Raw genomic sequence first — 22,500 nt, forward strand, 5'->3', positions numbered from 1 at the left:
CTGTCCATACCGGGCGGTGCGGCGAGTATAAAGAATAGCAATTCGTGCTGGCGAGGAGAATGCGCGGCCTGATTCTGCAATGCAGATATTTCCCAGGCGGCACGAGGATGCTCCATGTACATGCCTTTCGGCTTGGGTTACATTGTTGGCACATTTTTCCGGCGTAGCTTAAAACGCGCTGTCGTCAAGCCGTTTTGTGCATGGCCTTCAACAGTACGAACTGGAGTTAAAATGTCCTCACGTAAAGAGCTTGCTAATGCTATTCGTGCGCTGAGCATGGACGCAGTACAGAAAGCCAAATCCGGCCACCCGGGTGCCCCGATGGGTATGGCCGACATTGCCGAAGTCCTGTGGCGTGATTTCATGAACCACAACCCGCAGAATCCGTCCTGGGCCGACCGCGACCGCTTCGTGCTGTCCAACGGCCACGGCTCAATGCTGATTTACAGCCTGCTGCACCTCACCGGCTACGACCTGCCGCTGGAAGAGCTGAAAAACTTCCGCCAGCTTCACTCCAAAACCCCGGGCCACCCGGAAGTGGGCTACACCGCCGGTGTGGAAACCACCACCGGCCCGCTGGGTCAGGGTATCGCTAACGCGGTAGGTATGGCGATTGCCGAGAAGACCCTGGCGGCGCAGTTCAACCGTCCGGGCCACGATATTGTCGACCACTTCACCTACGCGTTCATGGGCGACGGCTGCATGATGGAAGGCATCTCCCACGAAGTGTGCTCCCTGGCGGGCACCCTGAAGCTGGGCAAGCTGATGGCGTTCTATGATGACAACGGCATCTCCATCGACGGCCACGTTGAGGGCTGGTTCACCGACGACACCGCGAAGCGCTTTGAAGCCTACGGCTGGCACGTGGTGCGCGGCATCGACGGCCACGACGCGGACGCCATCAAGCGTGCGGTAGAAGAAGCCCGCGCGGTCACCGACAAGCCGTCCCTGCTGATGTGCAAAACCATCATCGGCTTCGGCTCTCCGAACAAACAGGGTACCCACGACTCCCACGGCGCGCCGCTGGGCGACGAGGAAATCGCCCTGACCCGCAAGGCGCTGGGCTGGAACTACGGTCCGTTTGAAATCCCGTCTGAAATCTACGCCCAGTGGGATGCGAAAGAGGCCGGCCAGGCGAAAGAGTCCGCGTGGAACGACAAATATGCCGCCTACGCGAAAGCCTTCCCGCAGGAAGCCGCCGAGTTCACCCGCCGCATGAACGGCGAGCTGCCGGCTGATTTCGACGCGAAAGCGGCCGATATTATCGCGAAGCTGCAGGAAAACCCGGCGAAAATCGCCAGCCGCAAAGCCTCCCAGAACGCGATTGAAGCCTTCGGCCCGCTGCTGCCGGAATTCCTCGGCGGCTCCGCCGACCTGGCGCCGAGCAACCTGACCCTGTGGTCCGGCTCGAAAGCCATTAATGAAGACACCGCCGGGAACTACATCCACTACGGCGTGCGCGAGTTCGGCATGACCGCCATCGCCAACGGTATCTCTCTGCACGGCGGCTTCGTGCCGTACACCTCCACCTTCCTGATGTTCGTCGAGTACGCCCGCAACGCGGTACGCATGGCGGCGCTGATGAAGGCGCGTCAGGTGATGGTCTACACCCACGACTCCATCGGTCTGGGCGAAGATGGCCCGACCCACCAGCCGGTTGAGCAGGTTGCCTCCCTGCGTCTGACCCCGAACATGTCTACCTGGCGCCCGTGCGACCAGGTGGAAACCGCGGCAGCGTGGAAGTTCGGCGTTGAGCGCGCGGACGGCCCGACGGCGCTGATCCTGTCCCGCCAGAACCTGGCCCAGCAGCCGCGCAGCGCGCAGCAGCTGAAGGATGTTGCCCGCGGTGGCTACGTGCTGAAAGACAGCGACGGCCAGCCGCAGATTATCTTCATCGCCACCGGTTCTGAAGTTGAGCTGGCAGTAGCGGCGTACGAGAAGCTGACCGCCGAAGGCGTGAAGGCGCGCGTGGTCTCCATGCCGTCCACCGATACCTTCGACAAGCAGGATGCTGCGTACCGTGAATCGGTGCTGCCGAAAGCGGTTTCTGCTCGCGTGGCGGTGGAAGCGGGTATCGCCGACTACTGGTTCAAGTACGTGGGCCTGAACGGCGCCATCGTCGGCATGACCACCTTCGGTGAATCTGCGCCGGCAGAGCAGCTGTTTGAAGAGTTCGGCTTCACGGTTGAGAACGTGCTGGCGAAGGCCAAAGCGCTGCTGTAATTCTGAATGCATTAAAGCAAGGCCGGGCATGTCCCGGCCTTTTCATTTATTCAGGCCTGATGTAAACCTGTTGTAAATTATTCCAGCAAAAATGTGATGTATATCAGACTTCACAACACTTCCTCTGGACTAACGTTCCTTTTATTCCATCTTTCGATTACTCTGGCTGAAGCGTTTCAGTCGATTAAATGTTCGACAATTAATCAATCAGTCGCGGTTTGCGACGGCAGGCATTCCTTTCTGCGCGAGGCTGGATTAGGCTTTCAGCCACCGTAATCAGGGAGTGTGTTGCAGGAGATTTATGACCCTACGCGTAGCGATTAATGGTTTTGGCCGCATAGGACGCAACGTGGTTCGCGCGCTATACGAATCCGGGCGTCGGGCCGAAATTACCGTAGTAGCCATCAATGAGCTGGCGGAAGCTGCGGGTATTGCGCACCTGCTGAAATACGATACCAGCCACGGCCGCTTCGCCTGGGATATCCGCCAGGAGCGGGAGCAGCTGTTCGTGGGCGATGACGTTATTCGCCTGCTGCACGAGCCGACCATTGAGGCGCTGCCCTGGCGCGAGCTGTCTGTTGACGTGGTGCTGGACTGCACCGGCGTGTACGGCAGCCGCGAAGATGGCGAAGCGCATCTGGCGGCCGGCGCGAAGAAAGTGCTCTTTTCACATCCTGGCAGCAGCGATCTTGACGCCACCGTGGTGTACGGCGTCAATCATGATGAGCTGCACGCGGAACACCGCATCGTCTCTAACGCCTCCTGCACCACCAACTGCATTATTCCGGTGATTAAGCTGTTAGATGAGGCTTTCGGCATTGAGTCCGGCACCGTCACCACGATCCACTCGGCGATGCACGATCAGCAGGTGATCGACGCTTATCATCCGGATCTACGGCGCACCCGCGCGGCGAGCCAGTCCATCATTCCGGTGGATACCAAGCTGGCGGCCGGGATCACCCGCATTTTCCCGCAGTTTAACGACCGCTTTGAGGCCATTGCGGTTCGGGTCCCGACCATTAACGTGACGGCAATCGATCTTAGCGTCACGGTGAGGAATCCGGTAAAAACCAGTGAAGTCAATCTGTTGCTGCAAAAAGCGGCGCAGGGGGCATTTCATGGTATAGTTGACTATACGGAATTACCGTTGGTTTCTACTGATTTTAACCACGATCCGCACAGCGCCATCGTCGATGGCACGCAAACCCGGGTCAGTGGAGCGCACCTGATCAAAACGCTGGTCTGGTGCGACAATGAATGGGGCTTTGCTAACCGAATGCTCGACACGACGTTAGCAATGGCCGCAACAGGTTTCAGGTAAGGCGCATCAGCGTCTGCAAAACTTTAGAATCAAATAGAGGATTCACCATGTCTGTAATTAAGATGACCGATCTGGATCTGGCTGGTAAACGCGTTTTCATCCGTGCGGATCTGAACGTACCGGTGAAAGAGGGTAAAGTGACCAGCGACGCGCGTATCCGCGCTTCTCTGCCGACCATCGAACTGGCCCTGAAGCAGGGTGCTAAAGTGATGGTGACTTCCCACCTGGGTCGTCCGACCGAAGGCGAGTACAACGAAGAGTTCTCCCTGCTGCCGGTTGTTAATTACCTGAAAGACAAACTCTCCAGCCCGGTGCGCCTGGTTAAAGATTACCTCGACGGCGTTGATGTAGCCGAGGGTGAGCTGGTGGTTCTGGAAAACGTTCGCTTTAACAAAGGCGAAAAGAAAGACGACGAAGCGCTCTCTAAAAAATACGCGGCCCTGTGCGACGTATTCGTAATGGATGCCTTTGGTACTGCGCACCGCGCGCAGGCTTCTACTCACGGTATCGGTAAATTTGCTGATATCGCTTGTGCTGGCCCGCTGCTGGCTGCCGAGCTGGACGCGCTGGGTAAAGCGCTGAAAGAGCCGGCGCGCCCGATGGTGGCTATCGTTGGTGGCTCTAAAGTTTCCACCAAGCTGACCGTTCTGGATTCCCTGTCTAAAATCGCCGATCAGCTGATCGTCGGCGGCGGCATCGCCAACACCTTCGTGGCGGCTCAGGGCCACAACGTGGGCAAATCCCTGTACGAAGCTGACCTGGTTGACGAAGCCAAGCGCCTGCTGACCACCTGCGATATTCCGGTTCCGACGGACGTTCGCGTGGCTACCGAGTTCTCTGAAACCGCTACCGCAACCCTGAAATCTGTTAACGACATCAAAGATGACGAGCAGATTCTGGATCTGGGCTACGTTTCCGCACAGAAGCTGGCTGACATTCTGAAAAATGCCAAAACCATTCTGTGGAACGGCCCGGTTGGCGTGTTCGAATTCCCGAACTTCCGCAAAGGTACCGAAATCGTTGCTAACGCCATCGCAGACAGCGAAGGCTTCTCCATCGCGGGCGGCGGCGATACCCTGGCAGCAATCGACCTGTTCGGCATTGCAGACAAAATCTCCTACATCTCCACCGGCGGCGGCGCATTCCTCGAATTCGTCGAAGGCAAGGTTCTGCCGGCGGTCGCCATGCTCGAAGAGCGTGCTAAAAAGTAAGTTTGTACAGGCGGGGTAACCCGCCTGTTTTTTGCAAGCTGGAGTAAGCGTGCAGTTTGCAACCCCTTTCAACGGTCGAAGATACAAATACGGGACTCAGTAACATGTCTAAAATTTTTGATTTCGTAAAACCGGGCGTCATCACTGGCGACGACGTTCAGAAAGTGTTCCAGGTAGCGAAAGACAACAACTTCGCGCTGCCGGCAGTTAACTGCGTGGGCACCGACTCCATCAACGCTGTTCTGGAAGCGGCTGCTAAAGTTAAAGCGCCTGTTATCGTACAGTTCTCCAACGGCGGTGCCGCATTTATCGCCGGTAAAGGCGTGAAAACTGACGTTCCTCAGGGCGCGGCTGTTCTGGGCGCTATCTCCGGCGCGCATCACGTTCACCAGATGGCTGAACACTACGGCGTGCCGGTTATCCTGCACACCGACCACTGTGCGAAAAAACTGCTGCCGTGGATCGACGGCCTGCTGGACGCGGGTGAAAAACACTTTGCCGCTACCGGCAAACCGCTGTTCTCTTCTCACATGATTGACCTGTCCGAAGAGTCTCTGGAAGAGAACATCGCTATCTGCTCCAAATACCTGGAGCGCATGTCCAAAATGGGCATGACCCTGGAAATTGAACTGGGCTGCACCGGCGGCGAAGAAGACGGCGTGGACAACAGCCACATGGACGCTTCTGCTCTGTACACCCAGCCGGAAGACGTTGATTACGCTTACGTTGAACTGAGCAAAATCAGCCCGCGCTTCACCATCGCGGCTTCCTTCGGTAACGTGCACGGCGTGTACAAGCCGGGTAACGTTAAGCTGACCCCGACTATCCTGCGCGACTCTCAGGATTACGTGTCCAAAAAACACAACCTGCCGCACAACAGCCTGAACTTCGTATTCCACGGCGGTTCCGGTTCTACTGCGCAGGAAATCAAAGATTCCGTCAGCTATGGCGTTATCAAGATGAACATCGATACCGATACCCAGTGGGCAACCTGGGACGGTATCCTGCAGTACTACAAAACCAACGAAGCTTACCTGCAGGGCCAGCTGGGCAACCCGAAAGGCGAAGACCAGCCGAACAAGAAATACTACGATCCGCGCGTGTGGCTGCGTTCTGCCCAGACCTCTATGGTGACGCGTCTGGAGCAGGCATTCAAAGAGCTGAACGCCATCGACGTTCTGTAATTTCTGAATGTATTGCCAGAAGCCCGCTACTCAGCGGGCTTTTTTATTGCTTTTCCAACAGGATAATCCGAATTGATACTGTGAGCTGCTTGGCAAAACTCACACTTTTTGTTTACCCTTAACGGTCTGCTATATCGAAGTCAATTCAGACTTTTTTCCCGAACGGGTAGCTATAAGGAACAGTAAATGGAAGATCTAAATGTGGTCGACAGTATAAATCATGCGGGCTCGTGGCTGGTGCGTAACCAGGCGCTGCTGCTGAGTTATGCGGTAAATATCGTCGCGGCGATCGCCATTGTTATCGTCGGTATGATTGTGGCGAGAGTGGTGTCGAATGCGGTTAATCGCATGATGGTGGCGCGTAAAGTTGACGCCACCGTGGCGGATTTTCTCTCCGCGATGCTGCGCTATGCAATTATCGCCTTTACGCTAATTGCCGCGCTGGGGCGCGTCGGGGTGCAGACGGCATCCATTATCGCCGTGCTGGGTGCCGCCGGTTTGGCCGTAGGCCTGGCGCTGCAGGGTTCGCTCTCGAACCTGGCCGCGGGCGTGCTGCTGGTGATGTTCCGGCCGTTCCGCGCCGGTGAGTATGTCGATCTCGGCGGCGTAGCGGGTACCGTGCTGCACGTGCAGATCTTCTCCACCACCATGCGCACCGTGGACGGTAAAATTGTCGTTATTCCTAACGGTAAAATTATCGCCGGCAACATTGTTAACTACTCCCGCGAGCCGGTGCGCCGCAACGAATTCATTATCGGCGTCGCTTATGATTCCGACATCGATAAGGTGAAATCGCTGATTACCGATATTATGCAATCCGATGAGCGCATCCTGAAAGACCGCGATCAAATCGTGCGTCTGAACGAGCTTGGCGCATCGTCCATTAACTTTGTCGTGCGCTGCTGGAGCAAAAGCAGCGATCTGCAAACCGTGTACTGGGACGTGCTGGAGCGCATCAAGCGCGACTTTGACGCCAATGGCATCAGCTTCCCGTACCCGCAGATGGACGTTAACTTTAAGCAGGTGAAAGACGCGGAAGAGCCGTCCGTCACCCGATAAGCTAGTCGGCCCGCCCGTCCGGCGCGGGCCCATTTTCTTTTATTAGTCAGGCTAATAAAGGATTAAAATTTTCAATTTCCTCTAATGTTTTTCCCGCGCTATAGTCCCGCCATCTTGTAGACCTTTTGGGAAAATCCATCGTGTTATCTTATTTTTTTCAGGGGCTTGCCCTCGGCGCTGCCATGATCCTTCCGCTCGGCCCGCAGAATGCGTTTGTGATGAATCAGGGGATCCGCCGCCAGTATCATCTTATGATTGCTCTGCTGTGCGCGGTAAGCGATCTGCTGCTGATCTGCGCCGGTATTTTCGGCGGCAGCGCGCTGCTGATGCAGTCTCCGTGGCTGCTGGCGCTAATCACCTGGGGCGGCGTGGCCTTTCTCCTGTGGTACGGCTTCGGCGCGCTGAAAACGGCGATGGGCAGTAATATCGAGCTTGCCAGCGCGGAAGTGATGAAGCAGGGACGCTGGAAGATAGTTGCCACTATGCTGGCGGTAACGTGGCTTAATCCGCACGTTTATCTTGATACCTTCGTGGTGCTCGGCAGCATCGGCGGGCAGATGGACCTGGAGCCGCGCCGCTGGTTTGCCCTTGGTACGGTGAGCGCCTCCTTCCTGTGGTTCTTTGGCCTGGCGCTGCTGGCTGCCTGGCTGGCCCCGCGCCTGCGCACCGCACGGGCGCAGCGCATTATCAATCTGCTGGTCGGCTGCGTGATGTGGTTTATTGCGTTTCAGCTGGCAAAAGAGGGTGTTAGCCATATTCACGCTTTATTCAGTTAGCGCACTCTAGGCCTTCTCTTATGGACTTTCATTTCGTAAGGACTAAGCTTGCTTGCAGACGCCCTTTTTTGGGTAAAACAGCAGCATGGAGGAATGCCAGTGAAGTTTAAAGTGATGGCCCTGGCGGCACTGATGGGTTTCAGCACAATGTCGGTTCAGGCAAGCGAATTGCCGGACGGTCCGCACATTGTTATCTCGGGCACCGCCAGCGTAGATGCGGTGCCGGACATGGCGACGCTCGCCATTGAAGTCAACGTGGCGGCGAAAGATGCCGCGTCCGCGAAGAAGCAGGCCGACGATCGCGTTGCGCAATATCTCTCCTTCCTTGAGCAGAACGGCATCGGCAAAAAAGATATTCGTTCCGCCAACCTGCGCACCCAGCCGGACTACGACTATCAGAATGGCAAAAGCATTCTGAAAGGCTACCGTGCGGTGCGCTCCGTTGAAGTGACGCTGCGCCAGCTCGACAAGCTGAACTCGCTGCTGGACGGCGCCCTTAAAGCCGGCCTCAATGAGATCCGCTCCGTATCGCTTGGCGTTGCGCAACCGGATACCTACAAAGACCAGGCCCGCAAAGCGGCGATTGATGATGCTGTCCACCAGGCGCAGGCGCTGGCGGAAGGTTTTCACGCGAAGCTGGGTCCGGTTTACAGCATCCGCTATCACGTCTCTAACTATCAGCCGAGCCCGATGGTGCGGATGATGAAGGCAGAAGCGGCCCCGGCGAGTGATGTTCAGCAAACCTACGAGCAGCCGTCGATTCAGTTTGACGATCAGGTTGATGTCGTATTCCAGCTGGATTCAGCGACCGCTCAGCCGGCGAAAGCAGCCGAGCCGACGAAAGCAGCCGAGCCGGAGAAGAAAGCCGAGTAAAGCAGCGTCAGAACGTAAAAAGCCGGGGAAACCCGGCTTTTTACGTTATTAAGGATAATCAGTCCTGGCGCAGAACCCGGTGACCGTACTCCAGCAGCGCGTCGGTGACCCGGCGCATCATCCGGCTTTCCGGCGCGAAGCGGTGCCAGTAGAGCATCCGCCGCTGATAAAGTCCCGGTGTCAGATCGATAAGCTCGCCGGACGCCAGCTCTCTTTCAATCTGCAGGTGCGGGATCATACAGCAGGTGGTGCTCTGGCGCGCCAGCTGTACGAAAGCTTCCGATGAGTTAACGATATGGCACGGCACGCTGCCCGGCGGCAGATCGAAGTTTTGCTGCAGGAAAGCCTGATGCATATCGTCCAGATGATCGAAGGCGACCACCGGGGCTTTCAGCAGCGCGGAGCGGGTAACGCCGTTCGGAAAATAGCGTTGCGCAAACGCCGGCGAGGCGACGAACAGATAATCGAGCGCGCCGAGCTGGTCCACCAGGCAGCTTGGCAGCGCCTGCGGCTGGATGCTGACCGCGCCAACCACTTCCCCACGGCGCAGGCGATCCTGGGTACGGGTTTCATCTTCGACCTGCAAATTCAGGCGAATCGGCGAGTCGGCCAGCACGCCCGCCAGCGCCGGCAGCAGCCAGGTGGCGAGGCTGTCGGCGTTAATGGCCAGCGACAGCAGCAGCGGAGTAGAGCCAATTTGCTCGTCGCCGAGCCACTCCTCTTCCAGCAGCTCGACCTGGCGCAGCAGCGCCAGCAGCTTCTGGCCCTGCTCGGTAGGTTTCGGCGGAACGGTACGCACCAGCAGCGGCTGGCCAAACATGTTCTCCAGCTGCTTAATGCGCTGAGAAACGGCGGACTGAGTGATACACAGCTTTTGCGCGGCACGTTCAAAGCCTCTTTCCCTAATGACCGCATCTAGCGCCTGCAGTGTTCTGTAGTCCGGACGTTTCATGGTTCTGACTGACTCCTCGAATTTAATTTTCAGCACTATGACATAAATTTAACCGTGTTACAGACGAAAATGGACTTCTGCCCACACTTCCGGCACGGACTTTTGCGCGGGCGATGATCTATAATGCGCGGATCTCATCACCTCACAGGTAAAAAACCATGACGCAGGATGAACTGAAAAAAGCAGTGGGCTGGGCCGCGCTGCAGTACGTGCAGCCGGGTACCATTGTCGGTGTCGGCACTGGTTCTACGGCGGCGCACTTTATCGACGCGCTCGGCACGATGAAAGGGCAAATTGAAGGGGCGGTATCCAGCTCCGATGCCTCCACCGCGAAGCTGAAAGCGCTCGGCATTCACGTTTTCGATCTTAACGAAGTGGACAGCCTTGGCATCTATGTCGATGGCGCTGATGAAATCAACGACCAGATGCAGATGATCAAAGGCGGCGGCGCGGCGCTAACGCGGGAGAAGATTATCGCCTCCGTTGCCGAGAAGTTTATCTGTATTGCCGACGCGTCCAAGCAAGTTCCCATCCTCGGCAAATTCCCGCTGCCGGTGGAAGTAATCCCTATGGCCCGCAGCGCCGTCGCGCGCCAGCTGGTTAAGCTGGGCGGCCTGCCGGAGTATCGTCAGGGCGTGGTAACAGATAACGGCAACGTGATTCTTGATGTCCACAATCTGGAAATCCTTGATGCCATCGCGCTGGAAAACGCAATTAACGCTATTCCGGGCGTCGTTACCGTCGGCCTGTTTGCCAACCGCGGCGCCGACGTAGCGCTTATCGGCACCGCCGACGGCGTGAAAACCATCGTAAAATGATCTGACGGGAGCCGCACCGGCTCCCAAAAATATTTTCCCCGGGTTAAATTCGGTGACTTGTATCACATTTCAGAAATACACTTTATTAACAAACTGGTCATTGTGCTACTGCCAGCATTTTATGCTGAGATTACCCACCGAATACCCCTGCTTCAGGATGCCCAAGCCGCCCGCCAATATTGCCGCGATAGTTTTTTTTGATATGTTGCTGGGGTGAAGATTGATTCACAACACCATCAGTATCAAGACGGACAGGGCGGGGAAATGGCTAAGGTTTCACTAGAAAAAGACAAAATTAAGTTTCTGCTGGTTGAAGGCGTACATCAAAAAGCAATCGATAACCTTCGCGCGGCGGGATATACCAACATTGAGTTTCACAAAGGCGCACTCGACGCAGAGCAGCTTAAAGAGTCGATTCGCGATGCCCATTTTATCGGCATTCGCTCCCGCACTCATCTGACGGAAGAGATCTTCCAGGCCGCAGAGAAGCTGGTCGCCGTAGGCTGCTTCTGCATCGGCACGAACCAGGTGGATCTTAACGCCGCCGCGCGTCGCGGCATCCCCGTCTTCAACGCCCCGTTCTCGAATACCCGCTCCGTTGCGGAGCTGGTGATTGGCGAGCTGCTGCTGCTGCTGCGCGGCGTGCCGGAAGCCAATGCCAAAGCGCACCGCGGTATCTGGAACAAGCAGGCGGTGGGCAGCTTTGAAGCGCGCGGCAAAAAGCTCGGTATTATCGGCTACGGCCACATTGGCACCCAGCTGGGCATTCTGGCTGAATCTCTCGGCATGCACGTCTACTTTTACGACATCGAAAATAAGCTGCCGCTGGGTAACGCGACGCAGATTCAGCACCTTTCAGATCTGCTGAATATGAGCGATGTGGTGACGCTGCACGTGCCCGAAAATGCCTCGACTAAAGAGATGATGGGGCGCGAAGAGCTGGCCCTGATGAAGCCGGGCTCGCTGCTGATCAACGCCTCCCGCGGCACGGTGGTGGAAATTGACGCCCTGTGCGATGCTCTGTCCCGCAAGCATCTGGCGGGCGCGGCAATTGACGTCTTCCCGACGGAGCCGGCCACCAACGCCGATCCGTTTATCTCGCCGCTGAGCGAGTTCGATAACGTGATCCTGACGCCGCACATTGGCGGTTCTACTCAGGAAGCTCAGGAAAACATCGGGCTGGAAGTGGCCGGCAAGCTGGCGAAATATTCCGATAACGGCTCCACGCTGTCGGCGGTTAACTTCCCCGAGGTTTCCCTGCCGCTGCACGGCGGCCGCCGCCTGCTGCACATCCACGAAAACCGTCCGGGCGTGCTGACCTCCATCAACCAGATTTTTGCCGAGCAGGGCGTTAACATTGCCGCCCAGTACCTGCAAACGTCGCCGCTGATGGGTTACGTGGTCATTGATATTGAAGCGGAAGAGGACATCGCCGAGAAAGCGCTGCAGGCGATGAAGGCGATTCCGGGCACCATCCGCGCTCGCCTGCTGTACTGATGCCGCACTCTTCCCGCCATCATCCGTAAAGATAAAGGGCCTTCTTGATAAGAAGGCCCTTACTTTTACCAGCGCCAGATTTTTGACGGCGTCACTATCGCGGGTAGCGGGATATCCCATTTTTCCACGGGTAAATGCGCTACCTGCTGGCAGTCGTGCGCGTAGCCTACGGGCTGCAGCCGGTAGCGGCGCCAGTTTTGCAGGGTTCTGTCATAAAATCCGCCGCCCATGCCCAGGCGCTGCCCCTGCGCGTCAAACGCCACCAGCGGCGTAATAAGCACGTCCAGCTCGCTGAGCGGCAGCACCTCGCGCACGTCGAGCATCGGCTCGCTAATTTTCAGACGGTTGACCACCAGCGGTGAGCGTGAATGATAGCGTAAGAACAGCAGATTGCCGGGGCTAAAGGGGTGTAGTACCGGAAGATAGACCTGCCTGCCGCTGCGCCACAGCATTTCAATCAGCGGCCGGGTATCCAGCTCGCCGTCAAAAGAGAGAAACAGCGCGACGCTGCGGGCCTGCGCCATCGGCGGCCACGACATCATGCGTTCCGCGGCCTGCTGCGCAAATTGCGACTGCTGCCCGGATGTGAGCGCGCGTCTGCGCTGGCGCACAAGCTGGCGAATTTGCTGTCGTTCTGTGGAGGTTGAAGAGGCTGGGGTCATGGTAGTGACAGAAAGAAAAGAGGGAATCTCCGAGATGCCGCCGCAGGCTGTAACCCTTGAACCCTTGGTTCAAGGTGAATGTGTCGTCAAAGTCTTCAGGCTTCTCGGACGAACCGAGCATGCTCACCGACCGTGAGGCGCCACATTCTTGTGGTATGAAATATCGGCTCAGGGGACTGGCCCGCTTGCAAACATCTCAGAGAAATTTTGCTTCAGGGTTAGTCTACCATAGCTAACCATAAAGCGTTATTCAAAGCTGGAACCCGACTTTTCAGATATGCGACCCTGATCGAGTAATGCCTGTTCGATGGTCTGCTGTAACATCCGAATACGGTGTTCCATACTGGCAGCATAGTCGCGCGTTTTGGCTTTTTCCTGAGTCAGCTCATAGCTGATGTTCAGGGCCGCGATAAAGACTAACTGCTCGGTATTTGTGACTCTAGTGCGTTCTTTCAGATCTTGCAACCGCTGATTCAAATCATCCGCAGCCAGCTGCAATGCATCCCTTTGTTCAGGGGGGCAATTCACGCGAAGCGAACGGCCAAAAATTTCGATATCGACGGGTTGTGCAGACATGCCACCTTCCTGCTGATTGACTGCGCTACCTCCGGGCCCTGCACCGGGGCGCCAGAAGGGGCGACACTATAGCTACCCTGCCGGGGACATTCAAGCCCTTTTCTGGTTCGCCAGGGTCCAAAGTGGTAGCATATCATGAATATTCCTCCAACGATGACGATTGAGCATGTCTATACAGAACGAAATGCCTGGTTACAGCGATGTGAACCAGCTACTTAACCAACAGGGAGTAGGGCTGACGCCCGCAGAAATGCACGGTCTGATAAGCGGCATGCTCTGCGGCAACAACAAGGACAGCAGCTGGCTGGCAATGGTCCACGACCTGACCAACGAAGGTCTGGCGTTCGGCCACGAGCTGGCTGAAGCGCTGCGCAAAGTCTACGCGTACACCAGCGACTCGCTGGAGGACGACGGCTTTATGTTCCAGCTCTGGCTGCCGGACGACGAAAGCGCCAGCGTGTTTGACCGCGCCGACGCGCTGGCGGGCTGGGTGAACCACTTTCTGCTGGGTCTGGGCGTTACGCAGCCCAAGCTCGACAAAGTGAAAGGCGAAACCGGCGAAGCCATCGACGATCTGCGCAACATCGCCCAGCTGGGCTATGACGAAGATGAAGATCAGGAAGAGCTGGAGATGTCTCTTGAAGAGATCGTTGAATATGTGCGCGTCGCCGCGCTGCTTATTCACGACTACTTCACCCGGCCGCAGCCCACCGCGCCGGAAGTCCGCAAGCCGACCTTACACTAAAACAACAACGTAAAGGGGAGTGTCATGACACAGCAGGAGTTCGACCGTCGTCGTCAGGCGCTGCTGGCGCAAATGCAGCCCGGCAGCGCGGCGATTATCTTTGCCGCGCCGGAAGCGACGCGCAATGCAGATTCAGAATATCCGTATCGCCAGAGCAGCGATTTCTGGTACCTCACCGGCTTTAACGAGCCCGAAGCCGCGCTGGTGCTGATTAAAAGCGATGACACTCACAACCACAGCGTACTGTTTAACCGGGTGCGCGACCTGACCGCGGAAATCTGGTTCGGCCGCCGCCTCGGCCAGGACGCCGCACCGGCGAAGCTTGGCGTTGACCGGGCGCTGGCGTTCAGCGAAATCGACGAGCAGCTCTATCAGCTGTTGAACGGCCTCGACGCGGTGTACCACGCGCAGGGCGAATATGCTTATGCGGACGAGATAGTCTTCCGGGCTCTCGACAAGCTGCGTAAGGGCTCCCGCCAGAACCTGAGCGCGCCGTCTTCCATTATCGACTGGCGCCCGCAGGTGCATGAAATGCGCCTGTTCAAATCGCCGGAAGAGATTGCCGTCATGCGCCGGGCGGGCGAAATTACCGCCCTGGCCCACACGCGCGCCATGGAGAAGTGCCGCCCGGAGATGTTTGAATACCAGCTGGAGGGGGAAATTCACCACGAGTTTACCCGCCACGGCGCGCGCTATCCGTCCTATAACACTATTGTTGGCGGCGGTGAAAACGGCTGCATTCTGCACTACACCGAAAACGAATCGCCGCTGCGCGACGGTGAGCTGGTGCTTATCGACGCCGGCTGTGAATACCAGGGCTACGCCGGGGATATTACCCGGACCTTCCCGATTAACGGCAAGTTTACCCCGGCCCAGCGCGCCATCTACGACATCGTGCTGGAGTCGCTGGAAACGGCGCTTGAACTCTATCGTCCCGGCACCTCCATTCAGGCAGTCAATGACGCGGTGGTGCGCATCATGGTGACCGGTCTGACGAAGCTCGGCATTCTCAAAGGCGAAGTGGATCAGCTGATCCTCGATAGCGCGCATCGTCAATTCTTCATGCACGGCCTCAGCCACTGGCTCGGGCTGGACGTTCACGATGTCGGCCACTACGGCGCAGATCGCTCCCGCGTGCTGGAGCCGGGTATGGTGCTGACCGTTGAGCCCGGCCTGTATATCGCCCCCGACGCCGACGTGCCCGCCGAATATCGCGGGATCGGCATCCGTATCGAAGATGACATCGTCATCACCGAAGACGGCAACGAAAACCTGACCGCCGGCGTCGTCAAGCGCGCGGACGATATTGAGGCGCTGATGGCGGCGCACCGCGTATGAGCGTGATTATCGTTGGCGGCGGCATGACCGGCTCCACGCTCGCGCTGGCGATTTCCCATCTCAGCGGCGGCAAAATGCCGGTTCACCTGATTGAGGCCAGCGCGCCCGAATCTCGCCAGCATCCCGGATTTGATTCCCGGGCGATTGCGCTGGCGGCGGGCACCTGCCAGCAGCTGGCCCGGGTCGGCGTCTGGCAGGCGATACGCGACTGCGCTACCGCTATCCGCACCGTACACGTCAGCGATCGCGGCCACGCCGGATTCGTCACTCTTGATGCGAAAGATTACTCCCTGCCGGCCCTCGGGCAGGTGGTGGAGCTGCACGATGTCGGCCAGCGCCTGTTTGCGCTCCTGCGCACCGCGCCGGGCGTAACGTTGCACTGTCCGGCGCGGGTGGCCCGCGTCAGCCGCAGCGCGACGGAAGCAATCGTGGAACTGGAGAGCGGGGAAACCCTCACGGGTTCGCTGCTGGTGGCTGCCGACGGCAGCCGCTCGGCGCTCGGCGAACAGTGCGGAATCGAATGGCAGCAGGAACCTTACGATCAGCTCGCGATTATCGCTAACGTCACCACGGCCGTTGCGCACCAGGGCCGCGCCTTTGAGCGTTTCACGAAGCAGGGGCCGCTGGCGATGCTGCCGATGTCTGACAACCGCTGTTCGCTGGTGTGGTGCCACGCGCTGTCGCACCGCGACGAGGTGCTCGGTTGGTCAGATCAACGCTTCTGCAACGAACTGCAGCAGGCGTTCGGCTGGCGGCTGGGGCGCATCACCCACAGCGGCGCCCGCGCCGCCTATCCGCTGTCGCTGACCCGGGCGAAGCGCGCTATTTCTCACCGGCTGGCGCTGGTGGGCAACGCGGCGCAAACCCTGCATCCGATTGCCGGTCAGGGCTTTAACCTCGGGCTGCGCGACGTAATGTCGCTGGCGGAAACCGTTGCTAATGCCGCCGATCCTGGCGATTACGCATTGCTGTCCCGCTATCAGCAGCGCCGCGCGCCGGATAAAGACGCCACCGTCGGTGTGACCGACGGGCTGGTACACCTGTTTGCGAACCGCTGGGCCCCGCTGGTGGCCGGGCGCAACGTTGGCCTGATGGCCATGGAATTACTGACTCCGGCGCGCGACGCGCTGGCGCAGCGTACCCTCGGCATGGTCGCCAGATAAGGAGTTACACAGTGCAAAGTGTTGATATTGCTATCGTTGGCGGTGGCATGGTCGGTCTGGCGGTCGCCTGCGGTCTGCAGGGCAGCGGGCTGCGCGTGGCGGTCATCGAGCAGGGCGAGCCGCAGCCGGTGGACCCGGCGTCAGCGCCGCAGCTGCGGGTGTCGGCAATCAACGCCGCCAGCGAAAAGCTGCTGGCAAAACTCGGCGTCTGGGACGATATCGTCGCCCTGCGCGCCAGCCGCTATCACGGCATGGAAGTATGGGATCGCGACAGCTTCGGGCGCATTGCTTTTGATGATCAAAGCCTCGGCTTTAGCCACCTCGGCCACATCATCGAGAATGGCGTTATCCACCGCGCCCTGTGGCAAAAGGCGCAGCAGCTGAAGGATGTTACGCTGCTCGCGCCCGCAGAACTCCAGCAGGTGGCGTGGGGCGAGAACGAAGTATTTCTGACCCTGAAAGACGGCAATATGCTGACCGCGAAGCTGGTGGTGGGGGCCGACGGCGCTAACTCCTGGCTGCGCAACAAGGCCGATATTCCGATGACCTCCTGGGACTACCGCCACCACGCGCTGGTAGCGACAATCCGCACCGCGGAGCCGCATGGCGGCGTGGCGCGCCAGGCGTTTCACGGCGAAGGCATTCTGGCCTTTTTGCCGCTGAGCGACCCGCACCAGTGCTCCATCGTCTGGTCGCTGTCGCCGCAGCAGGCGGAGCTGATGCAGCAGGCCGACGCCGCGGACTTCAACCAGGCGCTGAACGTGGCGTTTGATAACCGCCTCGGGCTGTGCGAGCTGGAAAGCGAACGTCGGGTTTTCCCGCTCACCGGACGCTACGCGCGCCAGTTTGCCGCCCATCGCCTGGCGTTGGTTGGCGATGCCGCGCACACTATTCACCCGCTGGCGGGGCAGGGGGTCAACCTCGGCTTTATGGATGCCGCCGAGCTGATCCACGAGGTGCGCCGCCTGCACGCGCAGGGCAAAGATTTTGGCCAGCACCTCTATCTGCGGCGCTACGAGCGCAGCCGCAAGCACAGCGCGGCGCTGATGCTGGCGGGCATGCAGGGCTTTCGCGAGCTGTTTGCCGGCAGCAATCCGGCGAAAAAGCTGCTGCGCGATATCGGCCTCAAGCTGGCAGATACCCTGCCGGGTGTGAAGCCGCAGCTGATTCGCCAGGCGATGGGGCTCAGCCGCCTGCCGGACTGGCTACGCTAATTTCACGTTGCACTTCCGGCGCCGGCGTCGGAAGTGCTCCCTCATTTGAAATATTCTAATCCCACCTTCTTTTTCGCATTAGATTTTATAATGCGCTCAAAAATAACCTCTGAAAAATTCGCCCTTTTTTCCGCAGATAATCTCACGGCGTACTGTCTGCTGGCCGCGGATGTTAATTTTATGTGGCATTTATCGCAGTAAGCCAGCCGATCGTGCTGTAGAGTTCCTGTGGTTTTTGGGTCATAAGCTAATGTGATGGTTAACTTTACCTTATGGTCTATCGCCTGCTTCAGTGATAACGTCAGGCAAAGGATAACGTTTGCGCGCCCGCGTAACGCGGATGCAGCAGCGTCAGCAAAATGCCTGTAGCCCCCTTAGCAAATGAGGAAATGATGGCTCAACACACGCCCCTGTATGAACAACACACCCTGTGCGGCGCGCGCATGGTGGATTTTCACGGCTGGATGATGCCGCTGCACTACGGTTCACAGCTTGATGAGCACCACGCGGTGCGCACCGACGCCGGAATGTTTGACGTTTCGCACATGACCATTGTCGATCTGCACGGCAGCCGCACCCGCGAGTTTCTGCGCTACCTGCTGGCGAACGACGTCGCCAAACTGACCGCGCCCGGCAAAGCGCTCTATTCCGGGATGCTCAATGCCTCTGCGGGGGTTATCGACGACCTGATTGTCTACTTCCTCAGCGAAGACTATTTCCGCCTGGTGGTGAACTCCGCCACTCGCGACAAAGATCTGGCCTGGATTAGCGAGCACGCCACCGCCTACGGCGTTGAAATCAACGTGCGCGACGATCTGGCGCTGATTGCCGTTCAGGGCCCGCATGCGAAGGCTAAAGCGGCGACCCTGTTTGACGATGCGCAGCGCAGTGCCGTTGAAGGGATGAAGCCCTTTTTCGGCGTGCAGGCCGGCGACCTGTTTATCGCCACCACCGGCTATACCGGTGAAGCCGGCTACGAGATTGCGCTGCCGAAAGAAAAAGCTGCCGACGCCTGGCGCGCGCTGCTGGATGCTGGGGTGAAGCCCTGCGGGCTCGGCGCGCGCGACACGCTGCGCCTTGAGGCGGGCATGAACCTCTACGGCCAGGAGATGGACGAGGGCGTCTCGCCGCTGGCGGCCAACATGGGCTGGACCATCGCCTGGGAGCCTGCGGATCGCGACTTTATCGGCCGTGAAGCGCTGGAGAGCCAGCGCGAGAAAGGCACCGAACAGCTGGTCGGTCTGGTGATGACCGAAAAAGGCGTGCTGCGCGGCGAGCTGCCGGTCCGCTTTACCGATGCCCAGGGCAATCAGCAAGAAGGCATTATCACCAGCGGCACCTTCTCGCCGACGCTCGGCTACAGCATTGCCCTGGCCCGCGTGCCGGTCGGCATCGGCGACGCTGCTATCGTGCAGATCCGCAACCGCGAAATGCCGGTCACCGTCACCAAACCTGTTTTTGTACGCAATGGCAAAGCCGTCGCGTAACTGATTATTTTAAGGAGAAAAAGCAATGAGCAATGTACCCGCAGAACTGAAATACAGTAAAGAACACGAGTGGCTGCGCAAAGAAGCGGACGGCACCTACACCGTTGGCATCACCGAGCACGCGCAGGAGCTGCTGGGCGACATGGTATTCGTCGACCTGCCGGACGTGGGCAAAACCGTGGAGGCGGGCGACGACTGCGCCGTGGCAGAGTCGGTTAAAGCGGCGTCCGATATCTATGCGCCAATCAGCGGCGAAATTGTTGCCGTCAATGACGAGCTGGGGGATTCCCCTGAGCTGGTCAACAGCGAGCCGTATGCCGCAGGCTGGATTTTCCGCATTAAGGCCAGCGACGAATCCCAGGTTGCCGCTCTGCTGGACGCCGCCGCGTACGAAGCGCTGTTAGAAGACGAGTAGTTAGCTTTCCTCTCTCCTTCACTCAGCAAGGGGAGAGCAGGACGGGGCGGCAACGCCTCGTCCGCACCACTTTTCACTGCATGTTTCAGGAATCATCGCTCATGACACAGACCTTAAGTCAGCTTGAAAATCGCGGCGCGTTTATCGATCGCCACATTGGCCCGGACGCGACGCAGCAGCAGGAGATGCTGAATGCCGTCGGCGCGGAGTCGCTCAACGCCCTGATTGGCCAGATAGTCCCGCAGGATATCCAGCTGGCGACGCCGCCGCAGGTGGGCGACGCGGCGACCGAATATCAGGCGCTGGCGGAGCTGAAAGCCATCGCCAGCCGCAACAGGCGCTTTAAGTCTTACATTGGCATGGGCTACGCCGCGGTGCAGCTGCCGCCGGTGATCCTGCGCAACATGCTGGAAAACCCGGGCTGGTACACCGCCTACACGCCGTACCAGCCGGAAGTTTCTCAAGGGCGGCTGGAGTCGCTGCTGAATTTCCAGCAGGTCACCCTGGATTTAACCGGGCTGGATATCGCCTCCGCCTCGCTGCTGGACGAAGCCACCGCCGCCGCCGAAGCGATGGCGATGGCGAAGCGCGTCAGCAAGCTCAAGGGCGCGAACCGCTTCTTCGTGGCGGCCGACGTTCACCCGCAGACGCTCGACGTGGTGCGCACCCGGGCGGAAACCTTCGGCTTCGACGTTATCGTGGATGACGCCGACAAGGCGCTCGACCATCAGGATATCTTCGGCGTGCTGCTCCAGCAGGTGGGCACCACCGGTGAAGTCCATGATTACAGCGACCTTATCGCGTCGCTGAAAGCGCGCAAGGTGGTGGTGAGCGTAGCCGCCGACTTTATGGCGCTGGTGCTGCTGACCGCGCCGGGCAAGCAGGGCGCGGATATCGTCTTTGGTTCCGCCCAGCGCTTCGGCGTGCCGATGGGCTACGGCGGCCCGCACGCGGCCTTCTTCGCCGCCCGGGATGAGTTTAAGCGCTCGATGCCGGGCCGCATTATTGGCGTTTCTAAGGACGCCGCGGGCAACACCGCGCTGCGCATGGCAATGCAGACCCGCGAGCAGCACATCCGCCGCGAGAAAGCCAACTCCAACATCTGTACTTCTCAGGTGCTGCTGGCCAACATCGCCAGCCTGTACGCGGTGTATCACGGTCCGGCGGGCCTGAAGCGGATTGCCGGGCGCATTCACCGCCTGGCCGATATTCTGGCCGCGGGCCTTCGCCAGAAAGGGCTGAGCCTGCGCCATGCCAGCTTCTTCGACACCCTGTGCGTTGACGTCGCTGATAAAGCCGCGGTGCTGGCCCGCGCTGAAGCGGCAGAAATCAATCTGCGCAGCGATATTCACCACGCAGTGGCGATTACGCTGGATGAAACCACCACCCGCGACGACGTGCTGGCGCTGTTTGACGTGCTGATCGGCAGCGGGCACGGGCTGGACATTGAAGCGCTGGACAAAGACGTGGCGCTGGACAGCCGCTCTATCCCCGCCGCGATGCTGCGCAGCGACGACATTCTTACCCATCCGGTGTTTAACCGCTACCACAGCGAAACCGAGATGATGCGCTACATGCACTCGCTGGAGCGCAAGGATCTGGCCCTTAACCAGGCGATGATCCCGCTGGGCTCCTGCACCATGAAGCTCAACGCCGCGGCGGAAATGATCCCCATCACCTGGCCCGAGTTTGCCGAACTGCACCCGTTCTGCCCGGCGGATCAGGCGCAGGGCTACCATCAAATGATCGCCCAGCTCTCCGACTGGCTGGTGAAGCTGACCGGCTACGACGCGCTGTGCATGCAGCCGAACTCCGGCGCCCAGGGCGAGTACGCGGGCCTGCTGGCGATTCGCCGCTATCACGAAAGCCGCAGCGAAGGGCACCGCGATATCTGCCTGATCCCAAGCTCCGCCCACGGCACCAACCCGGCCTCGGCGCAGATGGCGGGCATGCAGGTGGTGGTGGTGGCCTGCGATAAGCACGGTAACATCGACCTTGCGGATCTGCGTGCGAAAGCGCAGCAGGCGGGGGGAAATCTCTCCTGTATCATGGTGACCTATCCGTCCACCCACGGCGTGTACGAAGAGACCATCCGCGAAGTGTGCGAGATTGTGCACCAGCACGGCGGCCAGGTGTACCTCGACGGTGCCAACATGAACGCCCAGGTCGGTATTACCTCGCCGGGCTTTATCGGCGCTGACGTCTCGCACCTCAATCTGCACAAAACCTTCTGCATTCCCCACGGCGGCGGTGGTCCGGGCATGGGCCCGATTGGCGTCAAGGCGCATCTGGCACCGTTCGTACCGGGCCACAGCGTGGTGCAGATTGAAAGCATGCTGACTCAGCAGGGCGCGGTGTCTGCCGCACCGTTCGGCAGCGCGTCGATTCTGCCGATCAGCTGGATGTATATCCGCATGATGGGTGCCGAGGGGCTGAAAAAAGCCAGCCAGGTGGCGATCCTCAATGCCAACTACATCGCAACCCGCCTGAAAAGCGCGTTCCCGGTGCTGTATACCGGCCGCGACGGGCGCGTCGCCCACGAGTGCATCCTCGATATTCGCCCGCTGAAAGAGCAAACCGGCATCAGCGAGCTGGATATTGCCAAGCGCCTGATTGACTTCGGCTTCCACGCGCCGACCATGTCCTTCCCGGTGGCGGGCACGCTGATGGTTGAGCCTACCGAATCCGAAAGCAAGGTTGAGCTGGATCGCTTTATCGACGCGATGCTGACGATCCGCACCGAGATCGATCGCGTGCAGCAGGGCGAATGGCCGCTGGAAGATAATCCGCTGGTTAACGCCCCGCACACCCAGCAGGAGCTGGTGGCCGAGTGGACCCACGGCTACACCCGAGAGCTGGCGGTATTCCCGGCGGGCAGCGCCAACAAGTACTGGCCGACCGTGAAGCGTCTGGACGACGTTTACGGCGACCGGAATCTGTTCTGCTCCTGCGTGCCGATAAGCGAGTACCAGTGACGGGTTGTTTT

The 22,500-nt window shown here is 59.0% G+C and carries 19 protein-coding genes and 1 other RNA gene; 16 read left to right on the top strand and 4 right to left on the bottom strand.

What is annotated here, in order from left to right; translation table 11 throughout:
- Positions 1-231: 231 nt before the first annotated feature.
- The 7 genes from tkt to QZ766_RS11305 all read left to right on the top strand — a co-directional run bounded on the left by tkt (position 232) and on the right by QZ766_RS11305 (position 8,647).
- Positions 232-2,223 (top strand): transketolase, encoded by a 1,992-nt coding sequence (gene tkt / locus QZ766_RS11275; protein ID WP_297201810.1) that lies wholly within the window; start codon positions 232-234, stop codon positions 2,221-2,223.
- Positions 2,224-2,524: 301 nt separating this feature from the next.
- Positions 2,525-3,544 (top strand): erythrose-4-phosphate dehydrogenase, encoded by a 1,020-nt coding sequence (gene epd, locus QZ766_RS11280; RefSeq protein WP_297201813.1) that lies wholly within the window; start codon positions 2,525-2,527, stop codon positions 3,542-3,544.
- Between the two features lie 47 nt (positions 3,545-3,591).
- A complete protein-coding gene (gene pgk / locus QZ766_RS11285; RefSeq protein ID WP_297201816.1) occupies positions 3,592-4,755 on the top strand; it encodes a phosphoglycerate kinase in 1,164 nt (387 codons plus the stop codon).
- Between the two features lie 104 nt (positions 4,756-4,859).
- Complete coding sequence (gene fbaA, locus QZ766_RS11290) at positions 4,860-5,939, top strand: class II fructose-bisphosphate aldolase (protein WP_297201819.1); 1,080 nt, start codon at positions 4,860-4,862, stop codon at positions 5,937-5,939.
- Between the two features lie 186 nt (positions 5,940-6,125).
- On the top strand, positions 6,126-6,998 hold the full coding sequence (locus tag QZ766_RS11295) for a small-conductance mechanosensitive channel MscS (protein ID WP_297201822.1): 873 nt from the start codon (positions 6,126-6,128) through the stop codon (positions 6,996-6,998).
- A 140-nt stretch (positions 6,999-7,138) separates the two neighbouring features.
- Positions 7,139-7,774, top strand: coding sequence for an arginine exporter ArgO (gene argO / locus QZ766_RS11300; protein WP_297201825.1), 636 nt, complete (start codon positions 7,139-7,141; stop codon positions 7,772-7,774).
- Between the two features lie 99 nt (positions 7,775-7,873).
- Positions 7,874-8,647, top strand: a complete 774-nt coding sequence (locus tag QZ766_RS11305; RefSeq protein WP_297201828.1) for an oxidative stress defense protein — start codon at positions 7,874-7,876, stop codon at positions 8,645-8,647.
- Between the two features lie 58 nt (positions 8,648-8,705).
- On the opposite strand, the gene QZ766_RS11310 is transcribed toward QZ766_RS11305, so the two are convergent.
- A complete protein-coding gene (locus QZ766_RS11310) occupies positions 8,706-9,599 on the bottom strand; it encodes a LysR family transcriptional regulator ArgP (protein WP_297201832.1) in 894 nt (297 codons plus the stop codon).
- A 158-nt stretch (positions 9,600-9,757) separates the two neighbouring features.
- On the opposite strand from QZ766_RS11310, the gene rpiA reads away from it, so the two are divergent.
- Together rpiA and serA are read left to right on the top strand one after the other, a co-directional pair.
- A complete protein-coding gene (rpiA, locus tag QZ766_RS11315) occupies positions 9,758-10,417 on the top strand; it encodes a ribose-5-phosphate isomerase RpiA (protein WP_297201835.1) in 660 nt (219 codons plus the stop codon).
- A 264-nt stretch (positions 10,418-10,681) separates the two neighbouring features.
- On the top strand, positions 10,682-11,914 hold the full coding sequence (gene serA, locus QZ766_RS11320) for a phosphoglycerate dehydrogenase (RefSeq protein ID WP_297201838.1): 1,233 nt from the start codon (positions 10,682-10,684) through the stop codon (positions 11,912-11,914).
- A 65-nt stretch (positions 11,915-11,979) separates the two neighbouring features.
- On the opposite strand, the gene QZ766_RS11325 is transcribed toward serA, so the two are convergent.
- From QZ766_RS11325 to zapA, 3 genes are all read right to left on the bottom strand, one after another.
- Positions 11,980-12,576 carry a 5-formyltetrahydrofolate cyclo-ligase gene (locus QZ766_RS11325; protein ID WP_297201841.1) on the bottom strand — a complete coding sequence of 199 codons (597 nt, stop codon included), beginning with the start codon at positions 12,574-12,576 and terminating at the stop codon, positions 11,980-11,982.
- 22 nt (positions 12,577-12,598) lie between these two features.
- Positions 12,599-12,782: non-coding RNA, 6S RNA (ssrS, locus tag QZ766_RS11330), on the bottom strand.
- A 40-nt stretch (positions 12,783-12,822) separates the two neighbouring features.
- Positions 12,823-13,152, bottom strand: a complete 330-nt coding sequence (zapA, locus tag QZ766_RS11335; RefSeq protein WP_297201843.1) for a cell division protein ZapA — start codon at positions 13,150-13,152, stop codon at positions 12,823-12,825.
- 166 nt (positions 13,153-13,318) lie between these two features.
- On the opposite strand from zapA, the gene QZ766_RS11340 reads away from it, so the two are divergent.
- The 7 genes from QZ766_RS11340 to gcvP all read left to right on the top strand — a co-directional run bounded on the left by QZ766_RS11340 (position 13,319) and on the right by gcvP (position 22,489).
- A complete protein-coding gene (locus tag QZ766_RS11340; RefSeq protein ID WP_297201846.1) occupies positions 13,319-13,897 on the top strand; it encodes a YecA family protein in 579 nt (192 codons plus the stop codon).
- A gap of 24 nt (positions 13,898-13,921) precedes the next feature.
- Positions 13,922-15,235 (top strand): Xaa-Pro aminopeptidase, encoded by a 1,314-nt coding sequence (gene pepP, locus QZ766_RS11345; protein WP_297201849.1) that lies wholly within the window; start codon positions 13,922-13,924, stop codon positions 15,233-15,235.
- Positions 15,232-16,398, top strand: coding sequence for a 2-octaprenyl-6-methoxyphenyl hydroxylase (gene ubiH, locus QZ766_RS11350; RefSeq protein ID WP_297201851.1), 1,167 nt, complete (start codon positions 15,232-15,234; stop codon positions 16,396-16,398). Before pepP ends, ubiH begins: the two co-directional genes overlap by 4 nt.
- A gap of 11 nt (positions 16,399-16,409) precedes the next feature.
- Positions 16,410-17,612: an FAD-dependent 2-octaprenylphenol hydroxylase gene (gene ubiI / locus QZ766_RS11355; protein WP_297201854.1), complete on the top strand. Its 1,203-nt coding sequence runs from the start codon at positions 16,410-16,412 to the stop codon at positions 17,610-17,612.
- A 392-nt stretch (positions 17,613-18,004) separates the two neighbouring features.
- Positions 18,005-19,099 (top strand): glycine cleavage system aminomethyltransferase GcvT, encoded by a 1,095-nt coding sequence (gene gcvT / locus QZ766_RS11360; protein ID WP_297202314.1) that lies wholly within the window; start codon positions 18,005-18,007, stop codon positions 19,097-19,099.
- A gap of 25 nt (positions 19,100-19,124) precedes the next feature.
- A complete protein-coding gene (gene gcvH, locus QZ766_RS11365; protein ID WP_297201857.1) occupies positions 19,125-19,514 on the top strand; it encodes a glycine cleavage system protein GcvH in 390 nt (129 codons plus the stop codon).
- A 101-nt stretch (positions 19,515-19,615) separates the two neighbouring features.
- The gene (gcvP, locus tag QZ766_RS11370; RefSeq protein ID WP_297201860.1) at positions 19,616-22,489 is read left to right on the top strand and encodes an aminomethyl-transferring glycine dehydrogenase; all 2,874 of its coding nucleotides are present in this window, start codon (positions 19,616-19,618) and stop codon (positions 22,487-22,489) included.
- The last annotated feature ends 11 nt before the right edge of the window (positions 22,490-22,500 follow it).

The sequence above is a fragment of the uncultured Pluralibacter sp. genome (assembly GCF_913775985.1).
Lineage (GTDB): Bacteria > Pseudomonadota > Gammaproteobacteria > Enterobacterales > Enterobacteriaceae > Pluralibacter.

Bases quoted from the DNA above. Each gene is read 5' to 3' on its own strand.
- QZ766_RS11340 (WP_297201846.1), top strand. From the start codon at position 13,319: ATGTCTATACAGAACGAAATGCCTGGTTACAGCGATGTGAACCAGCTA.
- pepP (WP_297201849.1), top strand. From the start codon at position 13,922: ATGACACAGCAGGAGTTCGACCGTCGTCGTCAGGCGCTGCTGGCGCAA.
- epd (WP_297201813.1), top strand. From the start codon at position 2,525: ATGACCCTACGCGTAGCGATTAATGGTTTTGGCCGCATAGGACGCAAC.
- fbaA (WP_297201819.1), top strand. From the start codon at position 4,860: ATGTCTAAAATTTTTGATTTCGTAAAACCGGGCGTCATCACTGGCGAC.
- pgk (WP_297201816.1), top strand. From the start codon at position 3,592: ATGTCTGTAATTAAGATGACCGATCTGGATCTGGCTGGTAAACGCGTT.
- gcvP (WP_297201860.1), top strand. From the start codon at position 19,616: ATGACACAGACCTTAAGTCAGCTTGAAAATCGCGGCGCGTTTATCGAT.
- QZ766_RS11295 (WP_297201822.1), top strand. From the start codon at position 6,126: ATGGAAGATCTAAATGTGGTCGACAGTATAAATCATGCGGGCTCGTGG.
- zapA (WP_297201843.1), bottom strand. From the start codon at position 13,152: ATGTCTGCACAACCCGTCGATATCGAAATTTTTGGCCGTTCGCTTCGC.
- ubiH (WP_297201851.1), top strand. From the start codon at position 15,232: ATGAGCGTGATTATCGTTGGCGGCGGCATGACCGGCTCCACGCTCGCG.
- rpiA (WP_297201835.1), top strand. From the start codon at position 9,758: ATGACGCAGGATGAACTGAAAAAAGCAGTGGGCTGGGCCGCGCTGCAG.
- gcvH (WP_297201857.1), top strand. From the start codon at position 19,125: ATGAGCAATGTACCCGCAGAACTGAAATACAGTAAAGAACACGAGTGG.
- tkt (WP_297201810.1), top strand. From the start codon at position 232: ATGTCCTCACGTAAAGAGCTTGCTAATGCTATTCGTGCGCTGAGCATG.
- QZ766_RS11310 (WP_297201832.1), bottom strand. From the start codon at position 9,599: ATGAAACGTCCGGACTACAGAACACTGCAGGCGCTAGATGCGGTCATT.
- gcvT (WP_297202314.1), top strand. From the start codon at position 18,005: ATGGCTCAACACACGCCCCTGTATGAACAACACACCCTGTGCGGCGCG.
- serA (WP_297201838.1), top strand. From the start codon at position 10,682: ATGGCTAAGGTTTCACTAGAAAAAGACAAAATTAAGTTTCTGCTGGTT.
- QZ766_RS11325 (WP_297201841.1), bottom strand. From the start codon at position 12,576: ATGACCCCAGCCTCTTCAACCTCCACAGAACGACAGCAAATTCGCCAG.